Raw genomic sequence first — 17,943 nt, forward strand, 5'->3', positions numbered from 1 at the left:
TCAGGAGCAGGCGAGCGCGTCGTGGTCGACGTCGAACGTCGAGGTGACGTCCTCGCCGTCGACCGTCGCGGTGCCCGTCACGGTCACCGACCCGCTCTCGACCGAGGCCGAGCGCACCGCGAACGACTGGTACGCGTTCGTGCCCGGGGCGACGTCGGCGAACTCGCGGGTGCCGTAGGCCGTCGCGAGGGTCACGTCGACCGGCGAGTCCTCGCCGTTCGCCGCGCGGACCGCGAGGTACGCCTGGCCGGCGAGGCACCGGGGCTGCACCGTGACGTCGAGGTCGAGCTGCCCGCTCGGGGTGCCGTAGACCTCGAGCTCGTAGAGCGAGAAGCCCCACTGCGTCGCGCGCTCGGTGAGGTAGAGGCGCACGTACCGGCCGGTGCCGGAGACGTCCAGCTCGTCGTACCCGCCGTCACCGTCGGCGACGGTGTGCACCGTGGTCCAGGTCTCGCCGTCCGGCGAGGTCTGGACCTCGTACCCCGACCCGTACGCGGTCTCCCAGTCGATGACGACCTGGCTGAGGTCGTAGCTCGCGCCGAGGTCCACCGCGATCCACTCCGGGTCGCTCCACGCGCTGCTCCAGCGGGTGCCGGCGTTGCCGTCGACCGCCTTCTCGGCCTCGTGGCCGGCCTCGTCGATGCTGGAGGCCGTCACGGGGCGGCCCAGGGCGAGCGACTCGTCGCCCTCGTTCCCGCCCCCGCCCTCGGACTCGAAGCAGCGGAGGTAGCGGTAGGACTCCGCGGACGTCTCGAACGACGGCGCCCAGTCCCACTCGTAGGTGTAGTACTGCACGTACGGCTCGGCCGCGGCGATGATGGCCGGGAGGTCCAGGTCGCCCCGCCCGAGGGCGACCTGCCGCATGTCGCCCGGCGCGTTCACGTTCACGGCGTCCTTGATGTGCAGCAGCTCGATGCGGTCCCCGTGCTCCTCGATCCACGCGGGGACGTCGAGGCCGGCGTCGGCCGCCCAGCCGACGTCGAGCTCGAACGTGACGTAGCGCGGGTCGGTGTTCTCCTCGATGACCTCCCACGCGCTGACCATCTCGCCGGTGACCGGGTCGGGGTACCGCGTGGTGAACTCGCTCTGGTGGTTGTGCAGCACGATCTTGTTCGCGCCGTTCTCGTGCGCGTACTGGCCGAGCTGGTTGACGTAGGCCGCGGTCGCGACCGCCTCGTCGTAGGTGCCGTAGCCGCCGGCCATCCCGCCGGTCCCGATGTAGTCCTGATCGAGCGCGACGGCGTACGCGACGGTCTGGGGCCACGAGCCCCAGTCCGTGCTGCCGTGGCTGGACGACACCTCGAGACCGTACTTGTCGAGGATCGCCCGGTACTCCTCGACGGGCATCGAGTAGGGCTGGTTGTACGGCTCGACGTTGGTGAAGCCCGCGTCGGCCACCTCCCCGAGCACGCGGTCGATCGTCTCGGCGGACGGCGTCCCCGAGCCCCCGAGCTCACCGACGTGGGTGTAGAGCTGGATGGAGATCTTGGAGTCGGGGAGCCCGTCGTCCGGGCCGCACGTCTCGGCCGCGGCGAGGGTGGTCGGTGGGCTGGTCTCGGCTGACGGGGTCGCGACGGCGGGGGCCGCGGCGAACGTGCCCGCCACGAGCGCGCCGCCCGTGAGCGCGGCGCCGAGGCGCCGGGCGCGGGACGAAGGGTGGGAGATCTGCATGAGGCTCCAATTGACAGCGTTGTCGATTTGGCTGACGAACATGCGACTTCTGATGTCACGTGTGCAAAAGTAGTCTTGTGGTCGGCCATGACCCTGTCAAGGGCGAGCCGCGCCGCCCACGGGCGGCGCCGTGCCTCGCGCAGCGCACCCCCGCGAGACGACGAAGGGCGGGCCCTCCCCTCGGGGAGAACCCGCCCTTCGGCGGTGCGGCGTGACGGGTGTCAGCTGATGCGCTGGCCCGACGCCGCGCCGAAGACGTGCGAGTGACCCGGGCGGATCGTCACGTAGATGCGCTCGCCCTTGGCCGGGACGTTGCGCGGGTCGACGCGGACGATGACCTGGTTGTCGCCGGCGCCCGAGTGGACGTCGGCCTGCGCGGCCAGGTCGCCCTTGAGCGTGCCGTAGACGAACGCGTCGGAGCCGAGCTCCTCGACGATGTTCACCTCGACCGGGAACGCGGCCTCGTTCGCCTGCGACACGACGTCGAGCGACTCGGGGCGGAAGCCGATGGTGACCTTGCCGTTGTCCGCCTCGGTGATCTTCGCGGCCGTCTCGCGCTCGAGCGCGATGCGGGCCGGGCCGACCTCGGCGACGCCGTTCTTGACCACGAACGTGCCGATGTTCATCGCCGGCGAGCCGATGAAGCCCGCGACGAAGACGTTGGCCGGCGTGTCGTACATCTCGCGCGGCGTGCCGACCTGCTGGAGCAGACCGTCCTTGAGGACCGCGATGCGGTCGCCCATGGTGAGGGCCTCGGTCTGGTCGTGCGTGACGTAGACGGTCGTGACGCCGAGACGACGCTGGAGCGACGCGATCTGCGTACGGGTCTGGACGCGGAGCTTGGCGTCGAGGTTCGACAGCGGCTCGTCCATGAGGAACACCTGCGGCTGGCGGACGATCGCACGGCCCATGGCGACGCGCTGGCGCTGACCGCCGGAGAGCGCCTTCGGCTTGCGGTCGAGGTACTCCGTGAGGTCGAGGATCTTCGCGGCCTCCTCGACGCGCTGGCGGATCTCCGCCTTCGGCGTGCCGGCGATCTTCAGCGCGAAGCCCATGTTGTCCGCGACGGACATGTGCGGGTACAGCGCGTAGTTCTGGAACACCATCGCGATGTCGCGGTCCTTCGGCTGGACGTCCGTGACGTCGCGGTCGCCGATGTAGATGTGACCGCCGTTGACGTCCTCGAGGCCCGCGAGCATGCGGAGCGAGGTCGACTTGCCGCAGCCCGAGGGGCCGACGAGGACGAGGAACTCGCCGTCCTCGATGTGCAGGTTGAGCTGGTCCACGGCGGGACGCTCGGTCCCGGGGTAGAGCCGGGTTGCGTGGTCGTAGGTGACCGTAGCCATGACTGGTACATCCCTCCACCGGCAGGTACGTGCCGGACGATCCGTTGTGCAGTGACGTGCCACGTCGACGTAGCTGTTCGCGATGGCGGACGAGCGTGTCTTCGACGACACAGAAGAAGTCGGACCCCCTCTTACCCGAGCAGGGGACCCGACGTCATCGTGGACCCGATACTACTCCCGGTTCTGAGTGCTTCGTCACAGGGCCGGTCACGATCGGGTAGCGGTTTCGTGGTGCCCCGGGCCGGGGCCCTCAGGCTCCCGGGCGCCCCAGCAGGTCGGCGAGCAGGTCGAGCACCGCGGCCAGCGCGTCCGCGTCCGGCACCCGCTGCGCCGCGAGCGTCTCGCCGTCGCCCACCTTGATCCCGAGGTCGCCCGGGCCGAGCACGGCGAACGCGGTCTCGTCCGTCGTGTCGTCCCCGGCGTACAGCACGCGCGTCCGCGCGTCAGGGAGCCCGGCGTCGTGCCCGACGACGTCCCGCAGCCGGTCCACCGCCTCGCCCTTCGACGTCTCGACGACGGCGACCTCGACCACGTCCTTGCCGTGCATCGCGTGCAGCCCGAGGCGCTCGGCCACCGCGTCCGCGGCGTCCTCGGCGGCGCGCGTGTCCGCCGCGGACGCGAGCCGCGTGTGCAGGACGGCGGCGCTCGGCTTGTCCTGCACCCAGGCCCCCTCGCGCCCCGCGACCGCGTCGGCGAACCCCGCACGCAGCGCGTCGAGGAGGTCCGCCTGGTCCCGGGTGAGCTCCACGGGGACGGCCTCGACCCCCGCGGGCGTGGCGACGCCCGTCTCGGCGCCGTGGCTGCCCACGAGGAAGGTCCCGACGGGTGGCCGGCTGCGCTCGGCGAGGTCCGCGAGGTGGCGCCCGGAGACCAGGGCGAGGCGCGTCGTCGTCCCGGCGAGGACCGCCCCGAGGCGGTCGACGGCGGCCCGTGCGGCGGGCGCCATGCGTGCCGCGTGCGGGTCGTCGACGAGCGGCGCGAGGGTCCCGTCGAAGTCGAGCGCGACGAGCCGGGGGTGCGGGGCGTCGCCGCCGTCCGCCGCGAACGCGCGCGCGGCCTCGGCGACGGGACCGGGCGGCGTCACCGGCTGCGAGGCGACGTCGTCGGGCCGGGTCACGCGCCGGCCCCCGCGGCGAGGTCGGCCTGCGCGCCGTCCTGGCCCGCGTCGTCGGGCCGCCGGTGCGGCACGCGCGAGGGCATGGCCGTGAGGACCCCCAGGAACGACTCCGACCACTTCGCGACGTCGTCGTTGAGGACCTTGCGCCGCAGGCGGCGCATGCGCTTGCGCTGCTCGCGGTGGTCCATGTGCGCGGCCGCCACGATGATGTCCTTCATCCCGTCGATGTCGTGCGGGTTGACGAGGAGCGCGCCGGAGGAGAGCTCGTCCGCGGCGCCCGTGAACTCCGAGAGGACCAGCACGCCGCGGTCGTCCGAGCGGGCGGCGACGTACTCCTTGGCGACGAGGTTCATGCCGTCGCGCAGCGAGGTGACGAGCATGACGTCCGCCGCGAGGTACAGCGCGGCCATCTCCTCCGGCGGGTAGGAGTGGTGCAGGTAGTGGATCGCGGCGTGCCCGATCTCCGCGTACTCGCCGTTGATCCGCCCGACCGCGCCCTCGACGTGCTCGCGCAGCTCCTGATAGGCGTCGACGTTCTCGCGGCTCGGGCTCGCGACCTGGACGAGCGTGGCGTGCTCGACGTCGAGGCGGCCGTCCTGCAGCAGCTCGCCGTACGCCTTGATGCGGTGCCGGATGCCCTTGGTGTAGTCGAGGCGGTCGACGCCGAGCATCATGACGTCCGGGTCGCCGAGGTCGGCGCGGATCTCGCGCGAGCGCTGCTGGACCTCGGGCGTGCGGGCGAGCTCGTCGAAGCGGCGCGAGTCGATCGAGATGGGGAACGCGGCAGCGCGGACGTGGCGGTCGCGCCCGTCCTCGCCCGGGACCGTGATGATCGGCCCGCGCGTCGTGTGGGCGCGCAGCCGCCGCACCGCACGGATGAAGTTCGCGGCGTCGCCCGCGCGCTGGAAGCCCACGAGATCCGCGCCGAGGAGGCCGTCGAGCACCTGCCGGCGCCACGGGAGCTGCTGGAACAGCTCGAGCGGCGGGAAGGGGATGTGGTTGAAGAACCCGATCCGCACGTCGGGGCGCTGGGCGCGGATCATCTGCGGCACGAGCTGGAGCTGGTAGTCGTGCACCCACACGACGCCGCCCGGCGACACCTGCGCGACCGCGGCGTCGGCGAAGCGCTGGTTGACGCGGCGGTACGCCTCCCACCACGTGCGGTGGTACGTGGGCGGCGAGATGACGTCGTGGTACAGCGGCCAGAGCGTGTCGTTGGAGAAGCCCTCGTAGTAGCGCTCGATCTCGTCCGCGGAGAGGGTGACGGGCACGAGCCGCATGTCGTCGGCGTCGAACGGGTCGCTCGCGAGGTCGGGCGCGCCGGACCAGCCGACCCAGGCGCCGTCGGACGCCTGCATGACCGGCTCGAGCGCCGTGACGAGACCGCCGGGCGAGCGGTTCCACTCGACGTGGCCGCCGGGTCCGACCGTGAAGTCCACGGGCAGCCGGTTGGCCACCACGACGAGATCGAATCCGTCTTTGCCTGTCAATGGACTTCTCCTTGAGCTTCGATGGATCGCGCCTGGGCGACCCAGGGTAGTCGTGCCGCCCGGCGCGCGGACGGGACGTCCGTCCCGGGCCGACCCGCCCACCAGGTCGGCCGGGCCCGTCCGGAAGGCGACGACCGGCCCGCTGCCGCTACCTTGTCACCATGGAGGAGCCCACGCAGCGCGTCGACGCGCGGACCGCCCCGGGCGGCCCGGCGCGCGGGCCCGCACCGGGGAGCGAGGTCGGGGGCTACCTCATCGGCTCGCGCCTCGGGTCGGGCGCCATGGGCACCGTCCACAGCGCGCACGACGGCGGCGGGAACCTCGTCGCGATCAAGCTCCTGCACGCGCACGTCGACCTCGACGCCGCCGCCCAGGGACGCGAGCGGCTGCGGCGCGAGGCGCTTGCCCTGCAGCGCCTGCGCCACCCCGCCGTCGCGCAGATCCTCGACGTCGAGCTCGACGGACCCGACGCGTTCATCGTCACCGAGCTCGTCGACGGCCCGACCCTCGAGGACGAGGTCGCCGAGGGCGGCCCGCTCGACCCGTGGGACCTCTACGAGCTCGCCGACCAGCTCGCCGCCGCGCTCGAGTCCGTGCACGCGGCCGGCGTCGTGCACCGCGACCTCAAGCCGAGCAACGTCATGGTCTCCTCGCGCGGCCCGGTGCTCATCGACTTCGGCATCGCGCAGGGCCTGGAGGACGCGCGCGTCACGTCGACCGGCCTCGTCATGGGGACGCCGGGCTACCTCGCGCCCGAGCTGCTCGAGGGCGCCGCCCCGAGCGTCGGGAGCGACTGGTGGGGCTGGGCCGCGCTCCTCGCCTACGCCGCGACGGGCCGTGCCCCGTTCGGGGTGCGACCGACCGACGTCGTCCTGGCCCGTGCCCGCAGCGGGCGGCCCGACCTCGCCGGCCTCGGGCCGGTCACGGCCCGCGTGCTCGCCGGGGCCCTGCACGCGGACCCCGCGCAGCGGCTCGGCCCGACGGAGGTCGTCGCCGCCCTGCGGCACGCCGCCGACACGGGCGACGCGGCCCCCGCGACCCAGGTCGTCGGGCCGCCCACCGGTCCCACGCAGGTCGTGCCGCCGGTCGCCGTCGTCCCGGGCGGCACCGGCGCCCAGGCGTGGACCGGCCGGGCGCAGGTCGTGCCACCGCCCCTGCCCACCTCGCAGTCCCAGGTCAACGACGGCCGCACCATGGCCGTGCCGACGGGCCACGACCTCCTGGACGACCTCGGGGCCCCGCCCGTCGGGGAGGACGGCGAGCCGCTCTACGTGCGGCCCGTGCCCGCCGCGCGCCGCACCGCGCTGCTCCTCCTCGCGGCCCCGCTCGTCCTGCTCGGGATGCTGCACCCGGGCGTCGCGTTCGTCGTGCTCTCCGTGCTGGTCGTCCTCGCGCGCGTCGTCGGGGTGACGACGGAGTCGCTGCACGCACGGCGCGAGCGGCGCGGCGTCTCGCCCCGGGACACGGTGCGGGCCGTCGCGGCCTCGCCCTGGTACGTCGTGCGCGCCACGGTCGGGGCGCTCCCGTCGCTGCTCGTCGCGGCCTGCGCGGGGGTGCTCGTCGTCGTGGCCGGGTGGTGGCTGCTGGAGTCCGACCGCTGGGTCGTCGTCGAGGGCGCGGACGGCGGGAACTCGCCGGTCGTCACGACCGTGGTCCTGGGACTCGCGTCGTTCGCGGCCGTCGTGCTCGCGTGGTCCGGGCCGCTGACCCACCTCACGCGCTACGGGACGCGGACCGCGCTCGCGCGGCTCGCCCCGGGCCGCACCGGGACCCTGGTCCTCGCGGGACTCGGGCTCGCCCTCACGGTCCTGTGCGTCGTCCTCCTCGCCGGCGACCCCGAGGTGACGTGGTGGCCGTTCCCCGGGCCCCCGTCGCTGCGCTGAGCGCCCGGCCAGGTCGACCGACCCGTCCTGGACGTTCCCAGCCCGCTACCAGCACGCATGCGTAGGATGGGCGCCGTGCTCCGGACGACGGTGCCGCGCGCGTGGTCGCGCGGCGTGACGCGCACGTCCGTCGTGCCCGTGACCGGCCGGTTCCTCGGCCCCGCCCTCCTGCTCCTCACGCTCCTCGCCGCCCTGGTGACGCAGCTCGCCGACCGCGGGTACGCCGTCGTGCACCAGTGCGTCACGGTGCCGGGGGCGTGGGGCGTCGCCGGGATGCACCTCGCGCTCGTCCACGAGACCCCCGACTGCCCGTCCGGTACCGCGCTCGGCGGCGACCCCGCAGCCATGGTCACCGTGGTGGGCGTGCTCGCGCTCCCCGTCGTGGTCGCCCACGCGGTGGCCGCGGCCGTCGCGTGGGGCGTCTCGGCGTGGGCGCGGCGCGCCCACGAGCGCTCGCGGGCCGTCGTGAGCGGCGCGGCCCGCGCGCTGCGGACGGTCGTGCGCGGTGCGGCGCGCCCGGTGGGCGCGCTGGTGGGTGCCCGGCGGGTCGTCCGCCCGGTGCCCGACGCCGTCCCCGCCGCGCTGCACCACCTCGCGGACGCGGTGGTGCGCACGCGGCGCGGGCCGCCGCGGCTCGCCCTGGTCTGACGCCGCCGTCTGACGACGCCGTCGGACGCACGGCCCAGCGCGACCCCCGTCGGCGCGCACCCCGACACATCCCCAGCTCTCGGAACTCCCTCGGAGGACGACCATGCCCAGCAACGAAGCCCAGACCAAGGCCCAGCGCCGCGAGGCCGCGCGCGCGGAGGCCCTCGCGCTGCGCGAGGCGCAGGCCAAGCGCGACAAGCGGAACCGCCTCATCACGATCGGAGCGCTCGTCGCGGGCGTCCTCGTGCTCGTCGGCGTGTTCCTCGCCGTGTGGATCCCGGCCATGAAGGACCAGAACAAGACGATCGACGCCGTCGCGGCCGGCAACCTCGCCGACGTGACCAGCCCGTCCACCGCGCGCGACGACGGGGGCATCCCACTCGGCGCCGACGGCACCGCCGGGACGGAGAACGACGGCGCGGTCGAGGTCGGCGTGTACCTCGACTACATGTGCCCCATCTGCGGCCAGTTCGAGGAGACGAACGGCCCGACGCTCGACCAGCTCCGCGAGTCGGGCGACGTGACCGTCGTGCTGCACCCCGTCGCGATCCTCGACCGCATGGCGAACGCGCAGCAGTTCTCGACCCGCTCCGCGGCGGCCGCCGCGTGGATCGCGGACCGCGCGCCGGAGCAGATGAACGCGTTCAACGCGATCATGTTCCAGAACCAGCCGGAGGAGAACAAGGAGACGCTCACCGACGAGCAGATCGCGGACCTCGCCGAGCAGGCCGGCGTCCCGGCCGACGTCGCCGCGGGCATCGCCGACGGGACCGCGGTCGAGACGTTCGGCGACTGGGCCGCCACCGCGACGAGCCTCGTCACCCAGGACGAGGCGCTCGCCAACCCGCAGTCGGGCGGCTTCGGCACGCCGACGATCACGATCGACGGCAAGCGCTGGGACGGCAACTGGAGCGACCCGAACGCGCTCTCCGCCGCCGTCACGGCCGCGCAGGGCTGACCTCGCGGGCCGGCGCCGCGAGCGGCGTCGGCCCCCGGTCCCCGGCCGTCGGGCGAGCAGGTAGTCTGTTCGCTCGCCCGGCAGCCCGGGCACGCCGCCTTAGCTCAGCTGGTAGAGCACTCGCCTTGTAAGCGAAAGGTCGTCGGTTCGAACCCGACAGGCGGCTCCACCACGACGCCCCCGGTTCCGTGCGGAACCGGGGGCGTCGTCGTGTCGGCGCGCTCCGTGAGATCGGCAGCTTCTGCCCGGATCGGCAGTTGCGACCGCCGATCTCGGCAGACACCGCCGATCTCGTACGCGCTCGGCGGTCGGCACCGCTCAGCGGTCGGCGAGCGGGACCGGGAGGAGCTCGGGCGCCTTGGGGAGCCGCCCGTCGCCCGACGACGTCCCGCGGAGGCGGCGCTGGGCCCACGGCACGACGTGGGTGCGCACCCACTGCGCGTTCTGCCGGGCCCGGTCCAGCGCCGGGACCGGCGGCAGGGGTGCGAGCGGGTCGTCCCACGCCGCGTCGTCGGGCGCCTGGCCCAGCCCGACGAGCGCCGCCTGCGCGACCCGCCGGTGCCCCTCGGGCGTCAGGTGGATGCGGTCCTCCGACCACACGCGCCAGTCCTGGAGCGCGCGCATGCCCCAGAGGTCGAGCACGTACGCGCCCTGCCGGCGCGCGATCGACCAGACGTGCGCGTTGTACACCCCGACGCGCGGGCGCGTGAGGCTCACGAGCGGCGACTGCGACGCGTCGAAACCGGTCGCCATGAGCACCTCGATCCCCGCCCCGCGCAGGCGTGCCACCGCGTGCTCGAGGTTGCGCGCGAGGCGGTCCACGTCGGCGTTCGGCCGCAGGATGTCGTTCCCGCCGCCCACGAGGCTCACGAGGTCCGGCTTGAGCTCGAGCGCCGCGGGGACCTGCTCGGTGAGGATCGAGCGCAGCTTGCGCCCGCGGATCGCGAGGTTGGCGTACCGCAGCGGCTCCTCGCCTGCCGCGACGCGCCGCGAGGCGAGGTGCTGCGCGAGGAGGTCGGCCCAGCCGCGCTGGTGGTCCTCCTCGCCGGGGTACGGGTCCCACAGCCCTTCGGTGAACGAGTCGCCGATCGCGAGGTAGCTCGACCAGCGGGGCGGTGCGTCGGGTCGAGGGACGTCGGAGGCGTCACCGGCCAGGGGAGTGGTCGTCGGGTTCTGCGTCGTCACCCGCCCATTCTGCTCCCGCCGCACCATGCCCCGTCGACCAGGCACCCTGGCGGGTCGAGCAGGCGATGTCGGCGCGTCACGCGACGAGGACGGGCCAGGACCACCTGCTCGGCGGGGTGGGGTCAGGTCGTGGGGAGGGTCCAGACGACCGGGGCGGCGCCCTGGGCGACGAGGAGCTCGTTGACGCGGGAGAACGGGCGGGAGCCGAAGAAGCCCCGGCGGGCCGAGAGCGGGCTGGGGTGGGCGCTCGCGACGACGGGGGTGTCGCCGAGCATCGGGCGCAGCGTGGCGGCGTCGCGACCCCACAGGATCGCGACGAGCGGGGCGTCGCGGGCGACGAGCGCGCGGATCGCGGCCTCCGTCACGGTCTCCCAGCCCTGGCCGCGGTGCGATCCGGGCTCGCCCGGACGGACGGTGAGCACCCTGTTGAGGAGCATGACGCCCTGGTCGCTCCACGCGGTGAGGTCGCCGTTCGCGGGCGTGGGGGCCCCGACGTCGTCGGCGAGCTCGGCGAAGATGTTCTGGAGCGATCGCGGCACCGGCCGCACGTGCGGCTGCACGGAGAACGACAGTCCCATGGGGTGCCCCGGGGTGGGGTAGGGGTCCTGCCCGACGACGAGGACGCGCACGTCCGCGAGGGGCCGCGAGAACGCGTTGAGGATCGCCGACGGCGCGGGCAGGTACTCGCGCCCGGCTGCGACCTCCGCGCGCAGGAAGTCCCCGAGCGCGTGGAGCTGCGGCTCGACGGGCGCGAGGGCCTCGGCCCAGTCGGGCGCCATGATGCTCGCGAGCGGGGGGCGGGGGCTCGGCGTCGGTCCGGTGACGGCCGGGGTGCTGCCCGGGGCGACGTCGACGGGCTGGGCGGGTGCGCTCTCCACGGCACCGAGCCTATCGGCCGGCCGGAGCGCCCCGTCACGCCTCCGGCGAGGACGAATGACACTCGTGTGGTTCGTGCGTACGCTGAGAGGCGGCCGCGCGCACCGAGGTGCGCAGGTCCCGTGACGAGAGAGTGCAGGGAGGGAACGATGAGCGAGGCGGCGTACGTGCTCGACGGACCCGACGCGGTCGGCGACCCGACCGTCCAGGAGGCCCCGTCGTCGGGCCTGAGCGAGCGCGACCAGGAGATCCTGGCGTTCGAGCGGCAGTGGTGGAAGTACTCGGGCGCCAAGGAGCAGGCGGTGCGCGAGCTGTTCGACATGACGGCGACGCGCTACTACCAGGTGCTCAACGCGCTCATCGACTCCCCGGCGGCGCTCGCGCACGACCCGATGCTCGTCAAGCGCCTGCGCCGGATGCGTTCCACCAGGCAGCGGGCTCGCACGGCCCGCCGGCTCGAAGGCCTCTGACGTGCGGACCGCCGTCGCCCGTGAAGTCCGGGCGAACTGGGCGTTTAGCCAACGGGCCTGACCGGGCTACCCTGTCGCCGTGACGAAGAGCCGCTACCCCTACGCGCCCGACGAGTTCGACGCGCCCGCGCAGCAGGGTGCGCCCGTCGGGGTGCACCGCACGCCGCGCAGCGGGTGGAGCAAGACGTGGCCGTTCCTGCTGGTCGCCGTCGTCTTCGCCGGTCTCGCCTACGGGGGCGTCGCGCTGCTGTCGGACAACGGGGCGACCGAGAACCCGCCGCAGGCGCAGTCGACCGACCCTGCCGCGGAGGAGACCGAGGCGCCTCCTGCCGACGAGACCGAGGAGCCTCCCGCGACGGAGGAGCCCCCCGCGGCGGAGGAGCCCCCCGCCGACGAGACTCCCGCGGCGCCCGACCTCGCCACGCTCATGGCGGCCGCCGACCCGAGCGCCTACGTCCGCGTGCTGAACGACGGTGGGCCGGAGGGTGAGTCCCGCGTCGGCAAGGACGCTCTGGAGGCCCAGGGCTTCACCCACGTCGAGTTCGCGGCCTACCCCGACGGCGGCTCCGGCCAGGAGGCCAACACCGTCTGGTACGTGCCGAACCGCAACGACACCGCGGCTGCCGTGGCGGCGACGCTGGGCATCCCGGCGGAGAACGTCCAGGAGGTTCCGTCGCTTCGCGAGGGCGACGTCGTCGTCGTCGTGAAGTCCGCGCTCGCTCCCGTCGGCTGACGCCTCGAGGCTCGGGGCCACCGGGCGGGGTCTGCGCGCCGCGCTGACCTGGCGGTTCACTCTCCTGCGACGGTCGAACCCGCGTCTCGTCGACCTTTCGCGCACGCCACGGTCGGGCTAGGCTCGGGCTACCACGGGGCGGGGGTCGCCTCGCGGGCGACGATGCACGAGGAGAACGTCAATGGCTCAGGGCACCGTGAAGTGGTTCAACGCCGAGAAGGGCTACGGGTTCATCACGCCTGCGGCCGGCGGACAGGACCTCTTCGTGCACTTCAGCGCGATCCAGACCGACGGCTACCGCACCCTCGACGAGGGCCAGGAGGTCGAGTTCGAGCTCGGCCAGGGCACCAAGGGCCCGCAGGCCGAGCAGGTGCGGCCGCTCTGACGCCGCTCACGAGGGTCGCGTGACGGAGAACCTCGACGCCGTCGTCGTCGGTTCGGGCCCCAACGGGCTGGCCGCCGCCGTGACCCTCGCACGCGCCGGTCTCGCCGTGCGCGTCCTCGAGGCGCAGCCGACGATCGGTGGCGGCGCGCGCACGCTCGACCTCGGCCTCGCGGACGGAGTCGTGCACGACGTGTGCTCGGCCGTGCACCCGATGGCGTGGGCGTCGCCGTTCTTCGAGGCGTTCGACCTGGGCGCGCGCGGCGTGGAGCTGCTCGTGCCGGAGGTGTCGTACGCGCAGCCGCTCGACGGTGGCCGCGCGGGCATCGCCTACCACGACCTCGACCGCACGGTGGAGCGTCTCGGCGTCGACGGCGCCGCCTGGCGCGCGCTGCTCGGCCCGCTGGCGGAGGGCTGGCGCGACGTCGTCGCGCTCGCCCTGGGCGACAAGCGCTCCGTCCCCGGGCGGGCGCTGACGCCGGGCGGGGCCGCGGTCGCCGCGCGGTTCGGCGCCGCCGTCCTCGAGCAGGGGAGCGCGGCCTGGGGGCGACGCTTCCGCACCGAGGAGGCCGGAGCGCTGCTCACGGGGGTCGCGGCGCACGCCATCTCGCGGCTGCCCTCCCTGGCCGCCGCGGGCACGGCGCTGCTGCTCGCCTCGCTCGGCCACGCGCCGGGCGGCTGGCCGCTGCCGCGGGGCGGGTCGGGCGCGATCGTCGCGGCACTCCTGGACGACCTGCGCGCGCACGGCGGCGAGGTCGTGACCGGCCACCGCGTCGGTGCGATCCAGGACCTGCCGCGGGCCCGGGCGTACGTGTTCGACACCGCGCCCGGCGTCGTCGCGGAGGTGTTCGGCGACCGGCTGTCTCCCCGGGCGGAGTGGGCACTGCGGCGGTTCCGGCACGGCGACGCGGCCGCGAAGGTCGACCTCGTGCTCTCCGGTCCGGTCCCGTGGGCCGATCCCGAGGTGGGGCGTGCCGGGACCGTGCACGTCGGCGGGACGCGTGCCGAGATGGCGCGTGCCGAGGCGGACGTCGCGGCCGGTCGGCACGCGGCCCGGCCGGTCGTGCTCGTGAGCGACCCGACCGTCGTCGACCCCGCGCGCGAGGTCGGCGGGGCGCGGCCGTTGTGGACGTACGCGCACGTGCCCGCCGGATCGACGCGTGACGTGACGGAGGACGTCCTCGGTCAGCTCGAACGGTTCGCCCCGGGGGTCCGGGACCTCGTCGTCGCGTCGCGGTGCGTGCCGGCGGCGGAGATGGCCGCGCACGACGAGAGCTACGTGGGTGGCGACATCGCGGGTGGCGCGGTGAGCATGTGGCAGATGGTCGCGCGCCCCACCCCCCGGCTCGACCCGTACGCCGTCGGGCTGGAGGGCGTCTACCTGTGCTCGGCGTCGACGCCCCCCGGGCCGGGCGTGCACGGGCTCGGCGGCTGGTACGCCGCGCGGCGCGTGCTGCGCCGGGAGTTCGACGTCCGCGCGGAGCCCGATCTGGCTCCGACGGCGGACGTGGGCGCCAGGTAGCGCTCGCGGTCGACGCCACGTCGCTCCCTCACGTGACCACGCCTCTACCTCAGGTGACCACGCCTCTACCTCAGGTGACCTCGGCTCTACCTCGCCGGGTCGGCGGTGGTCGTGTCGAGCTCCACGAGCGCGAGCACGACGAGCGCGGAGCTCCAGGAGAGCGGCGCGACGGCGGCCGGGGAGCCGTCCGCCAGGACCTTCTCCGGGATCGCGCCGGACGCGGTGCGGTGGTCGTCCACCCAGCGGAGCCACTCCCCGGCGTCGGCCCGGTCCTCCGGGTCCGACGACGACGCGGCGGCGAGCGCGTAGAGCGTCGTCTGCGGCGTCCAGGAGATGCCGTCCTCGCGCCAGCCCGCCCCGGGCGCGAGGCCGCCCGCGGGTCGCAGCATCTCGGTGACCGACGCGCGCCACGCGACGTCCGCGCCCGCGAGCGGCTCGGGCTGGAACGGCGGCAGCACGAACGCGGTCGACGCGTCCCGCGCGCCGCCCGTCACGTGGCGCGGGTAGCCCTGCGACCCGAACGACCGCTCGACGGCCATGCGCAGCCGCGCGGCGGCCAGCGTCGCGTCGGTCGCCCGGCCGGTCTCGCCCGCCGCGGCGTAGACGTCGGCCGCGGCCTCGAGCCCGGCGAGCAGGGGGCCGGCGGTCCCGAGGGTGAGCGCCGTCGGCTCGACCTCCCAGTAGTCGCTCGACGGCGGGGGCAGCGGGTCCTCGCCGTCGACGAGCGAGAGCGCGTGGTCGGTCGCGGCGTCGACGAGGGGCCGCAGCTCCGCGGCGACCTCGCGCCGCTCGGCGGCGGGCGTCTCCTCGAGCACGACGTCGGCCGCCCACAGGACCCAGCCGACGCCGTCGGACTGGAGGCCGCGGTCGTCGGGCACGCCCGAGCCGTCGGGCAGGTAGCGCGCGTGGAACGACCCGTCGTCCTCCTGGACGCGGCCGAGGAAGCCGAGGACGCGCCGCGCGTCGTCGACGTGCCCGGTGCGCGCGAACGCCGCCGCCGTGAACGACGCGTCGCGCGGCCACACGTAGCGCCACTTGGGCGAGGCGGCGGCGAGCGCGGCGCCGTCGTCGAGGGTGAGGGCGCGCAGGTCCAGGAGCGCGGCCTCGCCGAGCGCGGCGAACGGCCCGTCCCCGCCGGGGACGACGCCGGACGCGAGCCAGGCGCGCGACGCGGCGGCGGCGTCCTGCGCCCGGTCGGGGTCCAGGAGCGCCGACGCGTCGAGCCGCGGTCCGGCGACCTGCGCGAGCCGGTCCGCCTCGCCGTCCGCGGGGTCGATGCCGTCGGCGAGCGCGACAGGGTCGAGCGCCGCGGGGTCGAGCACACGGCTGCCGGGGAGGTACGTCACCGCGGCCCCGGGGGCGAGGCGCAGGAGCGCGGTGCCGCCGTCGGGGGTGGCCGCGACGGCGACGCCGTCCTGGTACAGGTCGATGTGCTCGCCCGTCGGAGCCGCGACGGCGGTCGCGGCGGTGAGGCCGAGGGCAGGGACCAGCACGAAGCCGGCCAGGGCTGCTGCGAGGCGCCACGACGGTGTTGCGCGGATCACACCGCGCATCCTAAGGGGCGGCGCGGCGCGGTGGGTTTCGCCCGTCGCGATACGGGGGGCGGGCGCGGACGGGCTGTCTTGCACTCGCACGGTGCGAGTGCCAATAATGGCGTTAGCACTCTCGTCATGAGAGTGACAGAAGTGACCAGCGCAGGCAGCCGCTCACGCGGCTGCGGCGCAACCCACCAGGTCGACAGGTGAGGCCCGCCCCGGCGGCGTGACATGAACGCCGCCCGTCGCGGGCCGTCCGTCGCGGGCGCCGGCCGACCGCCATACGCCACCAGCGGAGGATCATTCCCCATGGCCAAGATCATCGCCTTCGACGAGGAGGCTCGTCGGAGCATGGAGCGCGGGCTCAACGCCCTCGCCGACACCGTCAAGGTCACCCTCGGCCCCAAGGGCCGCAACGTCGTGCTCGACAAGAAGTGGGGCGCGCCGACCATCACGAACGACGGCGTCTCCATCGCCAAGGAGATCGAGCTCGAGGACCCGTACGAGAAGATCGGTGCGGAGCTCGTCAAGGAGGTCGCCAAGAAGACCGACGACGTCGCGGGTGACGGCACCACCACCGCGACCGTGCTCGCCCAGGCGCTCGTGCGCGAGGGCCTGCGCGTCGTCGCGGCCGGCGCCAACCCGATCGCCGTCAAGCGCGGCATCGAGAAGGCCGTCGACGCGGTGACGGAGCAGCTGCTCAACGCCGCGAAGGACATCGAGACCAAGGAGGAGATCGCCGCCACGGCCGCCATCTCCGCCGGCGACCCCGCGATCGGCGAGCTCATCGCCGAGGCCCTCGACAAGGTGGGCAAGGAGGGCGTCATCACGGTCGAGGAGTCGAACACGTTCGGCCTCGAGCTCGAGCTCACCGAGGGCATGCGCTTCGACAAGGGCTTCCTCGCGCGCTACTTCGAGACGGACCCCGAGCGCCAGGAGGCCGTGCTCGAGGACCCGTACGTCCTCATCGTCGAGTCCAAGATCTCGAACGTGAAGGACCTGCTCCCGGTCCTCGACCAGGTCATGAAGGCCGGCCGCTCGCTCCTCATCATCGCCGAGGACGTCGAGGGCGAGGCGCTCGCGACCCTGGTGCTCAACAAGATCCGTGGCACGTTCAAGTCCGTCGCCGTCAAGGCCCCGGGCTTCGGCGACCGCCGCAAGGCCATGCTCCAGGACATCGCGATCCTCACCGGCGGCCAGGTCATCACCGAGACGGTGGGCCTCAAGCTCGAGAACGCGACGCTGGACCTGCTCGGCCAGGCGCGCAAGGTCGTCGTCACCAAGGACGAGACCACGATCGTCGAGGGCGCGGGCGACGCCGACCTGATCCAGGGTCGCGTCAACCAGATCCGTGGCGAGATCGAGAAGTCGGACTCCGACTACGACCGCGAGAAGCTCCAGGAGCGCCTCGCGAAGCTCGCCGGCGGCGTGGCCGTCATCAAGGCGGGTGCCGCGACGGAGGTCGAGCTCAAGGAGCGCAAGCACCGCATCGAGGACGCCGTGCGCAACGCGAAGGCGGCCGTCGAGGAGGGCATCGTCGCCGGTGGTGGCGTCGCGCTCATCCAGGCCGGTGCGGTGGCGTTCGAGAAGCTCGAGCTCGAGGGCGACGAGGCGACCGGTGCGCAGATCGTGCGCGCCGCGATCGACGCCCCGCTCAAGCAGATCGCCGTCAACGCGGGCCTCGAGGGCGGCGTCGTCGCGGAGAAGGTGCGCAACCTCCCCGCCGGCCAGGGCCTCAACGCCGCGACCGGTGAGTACGAGGACCTCCTCGCCGCCGGCGTGAACGACCCGGTCAAGGTCACGCGCTCCGCGCTGCAGAACGCCGCCTCCATCGCGGCGCTCTTCCTCACGACCGAGGCCGTCGTCGCCGACAAGCCGGAGAAGGCTCCGGCCGCCCCCGGTGGCGACGGTGGCATGGGCGGCATGGACTTCTGATCCACGCCTGACCCTCTCCCGGCTGGTCCGGGAGGTCGCAGGACATCGAAGGCCGTCGGCCGGGTTCGCCCGGTCGGCGGCCTTCGTCGTGCCCGCGGGACTCCTCCTCCCGTCGCCGGCGGCTCCGGGGGAGTCGCGGTACACGCACGTATAACGCCATGTATACACGCCGGAAACGAACGCCCGGCAGGA

At 74.2% G+C, this 17,943-nt stretch carries 15 protein-coding genes and 1 tRNA gene; 9 read left to right on the forward strand and 7 right to left on the reverse strand.

Features of this window, described 5'->3' with window-relative positions:
- The 4 genes from NHH00_RS12530 to NHH00_RS12545 all read right to left on the reverse strand — a co-directional run bounded on the left by NHH00_RS12530 (position 1) and on the right by NHH00_RS12545 (position 5,624).
- A complete protein-coding gene (locus NHH00_RS12530) occupies positions 1–1,671 on the reverse strand; it encodes a discoidin domain-containing protein (RefSeq protein ID WP_253052620.1) in 1,671 nt (556 codons plus the stop codon).
- A gap of 221 nt (positions 1,672–1,892) precedes the next feature.
- Positions 1,893–3,017, reverse strand: a complete 1,125-nt coding sequence (locus NHH00_RS12535; RefSeq protein WP_253052622.1) for an ABC transporter ATP-binding protein — start codon at positions 3,015–3,017, stop codon at positions 1,893–1,895.
- Positions 3,018–3,267: 250 nt separating this feature from the next.
- Entirely contained in the window at positions 3,268–4,134 is an 867-nt protein-coding gene (gene otsB / locus NHH00_RS12540; RefSeq protein WP_253052624.1) for a trehalose-phosphatase, read from the reverse strand.
- The gene (locus NHH00_RS12545) at positions 4,131–5,624 is read right to left on the reverse strand and encodes an alpha,alpha-trehalose-phosphate synthase (UDP-forming) (RefSeq protein ID WP_253052626.1); all 1,494 of its coding nucleotides are present in this window, start codon (positions 5,622–5,624) and stop codon (positions 4,131–4,133) included. The genes otsB and NHH00_RS12545 overlap by 4 nt, the downstream gene beginning before the upstream one ends.
- 161 nt (positions 5,625–5,785) lie before the next feature.
- Between NHH00_RS12545 and NHH00_RS12550 the strand changes: the two genes are divergently transcribed.
- The 4 genes from NHH00_RS12550 (at position 5,786) to NHH00_RS12565 (ending at position 9,282) form a co-directional block, all read left to right on the forward strand.
- Positions 5,786–7,507: a serine/threonine-protein kinase gene (locus tag NHH00_RS12550; protein ID WP_253052628.1), complete on the forward strand. Its 1,722-nt coding sequence runs from the start codon at positions 5,786–5,788 to the stop codon at positions 7,505–7,507.
- Between the two features lie 75 nt (positions 7,508–7,582).
- A complete protein-coding gene (locus tag NHH00_RS12555) occupies positions 7,583–8,155 on the forward strand; it encodes a hypothetical protein (protein WP_253052630.1) in 573 nt (190 codons plus the stop codon).
- 103 nt (positions 8,156–8,258) lie between these two features.
- Positions 8,259–9,113 (forward strand): DsbA family protein, encoded by an 855-nt coding sequence (locus NHH00_RS12560; protein WP_253052632.1) that lies wholly within the window; start codon positions 8,259–8,261, stop codon positions 9,111–9,113.
- A gap of 93 nt (positions 9,114–9,206) precedes the next feature.
- Positions 9,207–9,282: transfer RNA gene (locus NHH00_RS12565), tRNA-Thr, on the forward strand.
- A gap of 149 nt (positions 9,283–9,431) precedes the next feature.
- On the opposite strand, the gene NHH00_RS12570 is transcribed toward NHH00_RS12565, so the two are convergent.
- Together NHH00_RS12570 and NHH00_RS12575 are read right to left on the reverse strand one after the other, a co-directional pair.
- Positions 9,432–10,298, reverse strand: coding sequence for an SGNH/GDSL hydrolase family protein (locus NHH00_RS12570; RefSeq protein WP_374614921.1), 867 nt, complete (start codon positions 10,296–10,298; stop codon positions 9,432–9,434).
- Positions 10,299–10,420: 122 nt separating this feature from the next.
- Complete coding sequence (locus NHH00_RS12575; protein WP_308202325.1) at positions 10,421–11,080, reverse strand: uracil-DNA glycosylase; 660 nt, start codon at positions 11,078–11,080, stop codon at positions 10,421–10,423.
- Between the two features lie 243 nt (positions 11,081–11,323).
- On the opposite strand from NHH00_RS12575, the gene NHH00_RS12580 reads away from it, so the two are divergent.
- From NHH00_RS12580 to NHH00_RS12595, 4 genes are all read left to right on the forward strand, one after another.
- Positions 11,324–11,644, forward strand: a complete 321-nt coding sequence (locus NHH00_RS12580) for a DUF3263 domain-containing protein (RefSeq protein WP_253052634.1) — start codon at positions 11,324–11,326, stop codon at positions 11,642–11,644.
- Positions 11,645–11,723: 79 nt separating this feature from the next.
- The gene (locus tag NHH00_RS21100; protein WP_253052636.1) at positions 11,724–12,377 is read left to right on the forward strand and encodes a LytR C-terminal domain-containing protein; all 654 of its coding nucleotides are present in this window, start codon (positions 11,724–11,726) and stop codon (positions 12,375–12,377) included.
- 181 nt (positions 12,378–12,558) lie between these two features.
- Positions 12,559–12,762 carry a cold-shock protein gene (locus tag NHH00_RS12590; protein ID WP_205206970.1) on the forward strand — a complete coding sequence of 68 codons (204 nt, stop codon included), beginning with the start codon at positions 12,559–12,561 and terminating at the stop codon, positions 12,760–12,762.
- A 19-nt stretch (positions 12,763–12,781) separates the two neighbouring features.
- Positions 12,782–14,281 carry a phytoene desaturase family protein gene (locus tag NHH00_RS12595; RefSeq protein ID WP_253052638.1) on the forward strand — a complete coding sequence of 500 codons (1,500 nt, stop codon included), beginning with the start codon at positions 12,782–12,784 and terminating at the stop codon, positions 14,279–14,281.
- 86 nt (positions 14,282–14,367) lie between these two features.
- Here NHH00_RS12595 and NHH00_RS12600 read toward each other — a convergent pair whose 3' ends face one another.
- A complete protein-coding gene (locus NHH00_RS12600) occupies positions 14,368–15,825 on the reverse strand; it encodes a glycoside hydrolase family 15 (RefSeq protein ID WP_253052640.1) in 1,458 nt (485 codons plus the stop codon).
- Positions 15,826–16,125: 300 nt separating this feature from the next.
- On the opposite strand from NHH00_RS12600, the gene groL reads away from it, so the two are divergent.
- Positions 16,126–17,751, forward strand: coding sequence for a chaperonin GroEL (gene groL, locus NHH00_RS12605; protein WP_253052642.1), 1,626 nt, complete (start codon positions 16,126–16,128; stop codon positions 17,749–17,751).
- Positions 17,752–17,943 lie beyond the last annotated feature (192 nt).

It is taken from the genome of Cellulosimicrobium cellulans (assembly GCF_024124905.1).
Taxonomy (GTDB): domain Bacteria; phylum Actinomycetota; class Actinomycetes; order Actinomycetales; family Cellulomonadaceae; genus Cellulosimicrobium; species Cellulosimicrobium cellulans_G.

Coding starts and splice junctions, on each gene's coding strand:
- NHH00_RS12580 (WP_253052634.1), top strand. CDS start 11,324: ATGAGCGAGGCGGCGTACGTGCTCGACGGACCCGACGCGGTCGGCGAC.
- groL (WP_253052642.1), top strand. CDS start 16,126: ATGGCCAAGATCATCGCCTTCGACGAGGAGGCTCGTCGGAGCATGGAG.
- NHH00_RS12535 (WP_253052622.1), bottom strand. CDS start 3,017: ATGGCTACGGTCACCTACGACCACGCAACCCGGCTCTACCCCGGGACC.
- NHH00_RS12590 (WP_205206970.1), top strand. CDS start 12,559: ATGGCTCAGGGCACCGTGAAGTGGTTCAACGCCGAGAAGGGCTACGGG.
- NHH00_RS12550 (WP_253052628.1), top strand. CDS start 5,786: ATGGAGGAGCCCACGCAGCGCGTCGACGCGCGGACCGCCCCGGGCGGC.
- NHH00_RS12530 (WP_253052620.1), bottom strand. CDS start 1,671: ATGCAGATCTCCCACCCTTCGTCCCGCGCCCGGCGCCTCGGCGCCGCG.
- NHH00_RS12560 (WP_253052632.1), top strand. CDS start 8,259: ATGCCCAGCAACGAAGCCCAGACCAAGGCCCAGCGCCGCGAGGCCGCG.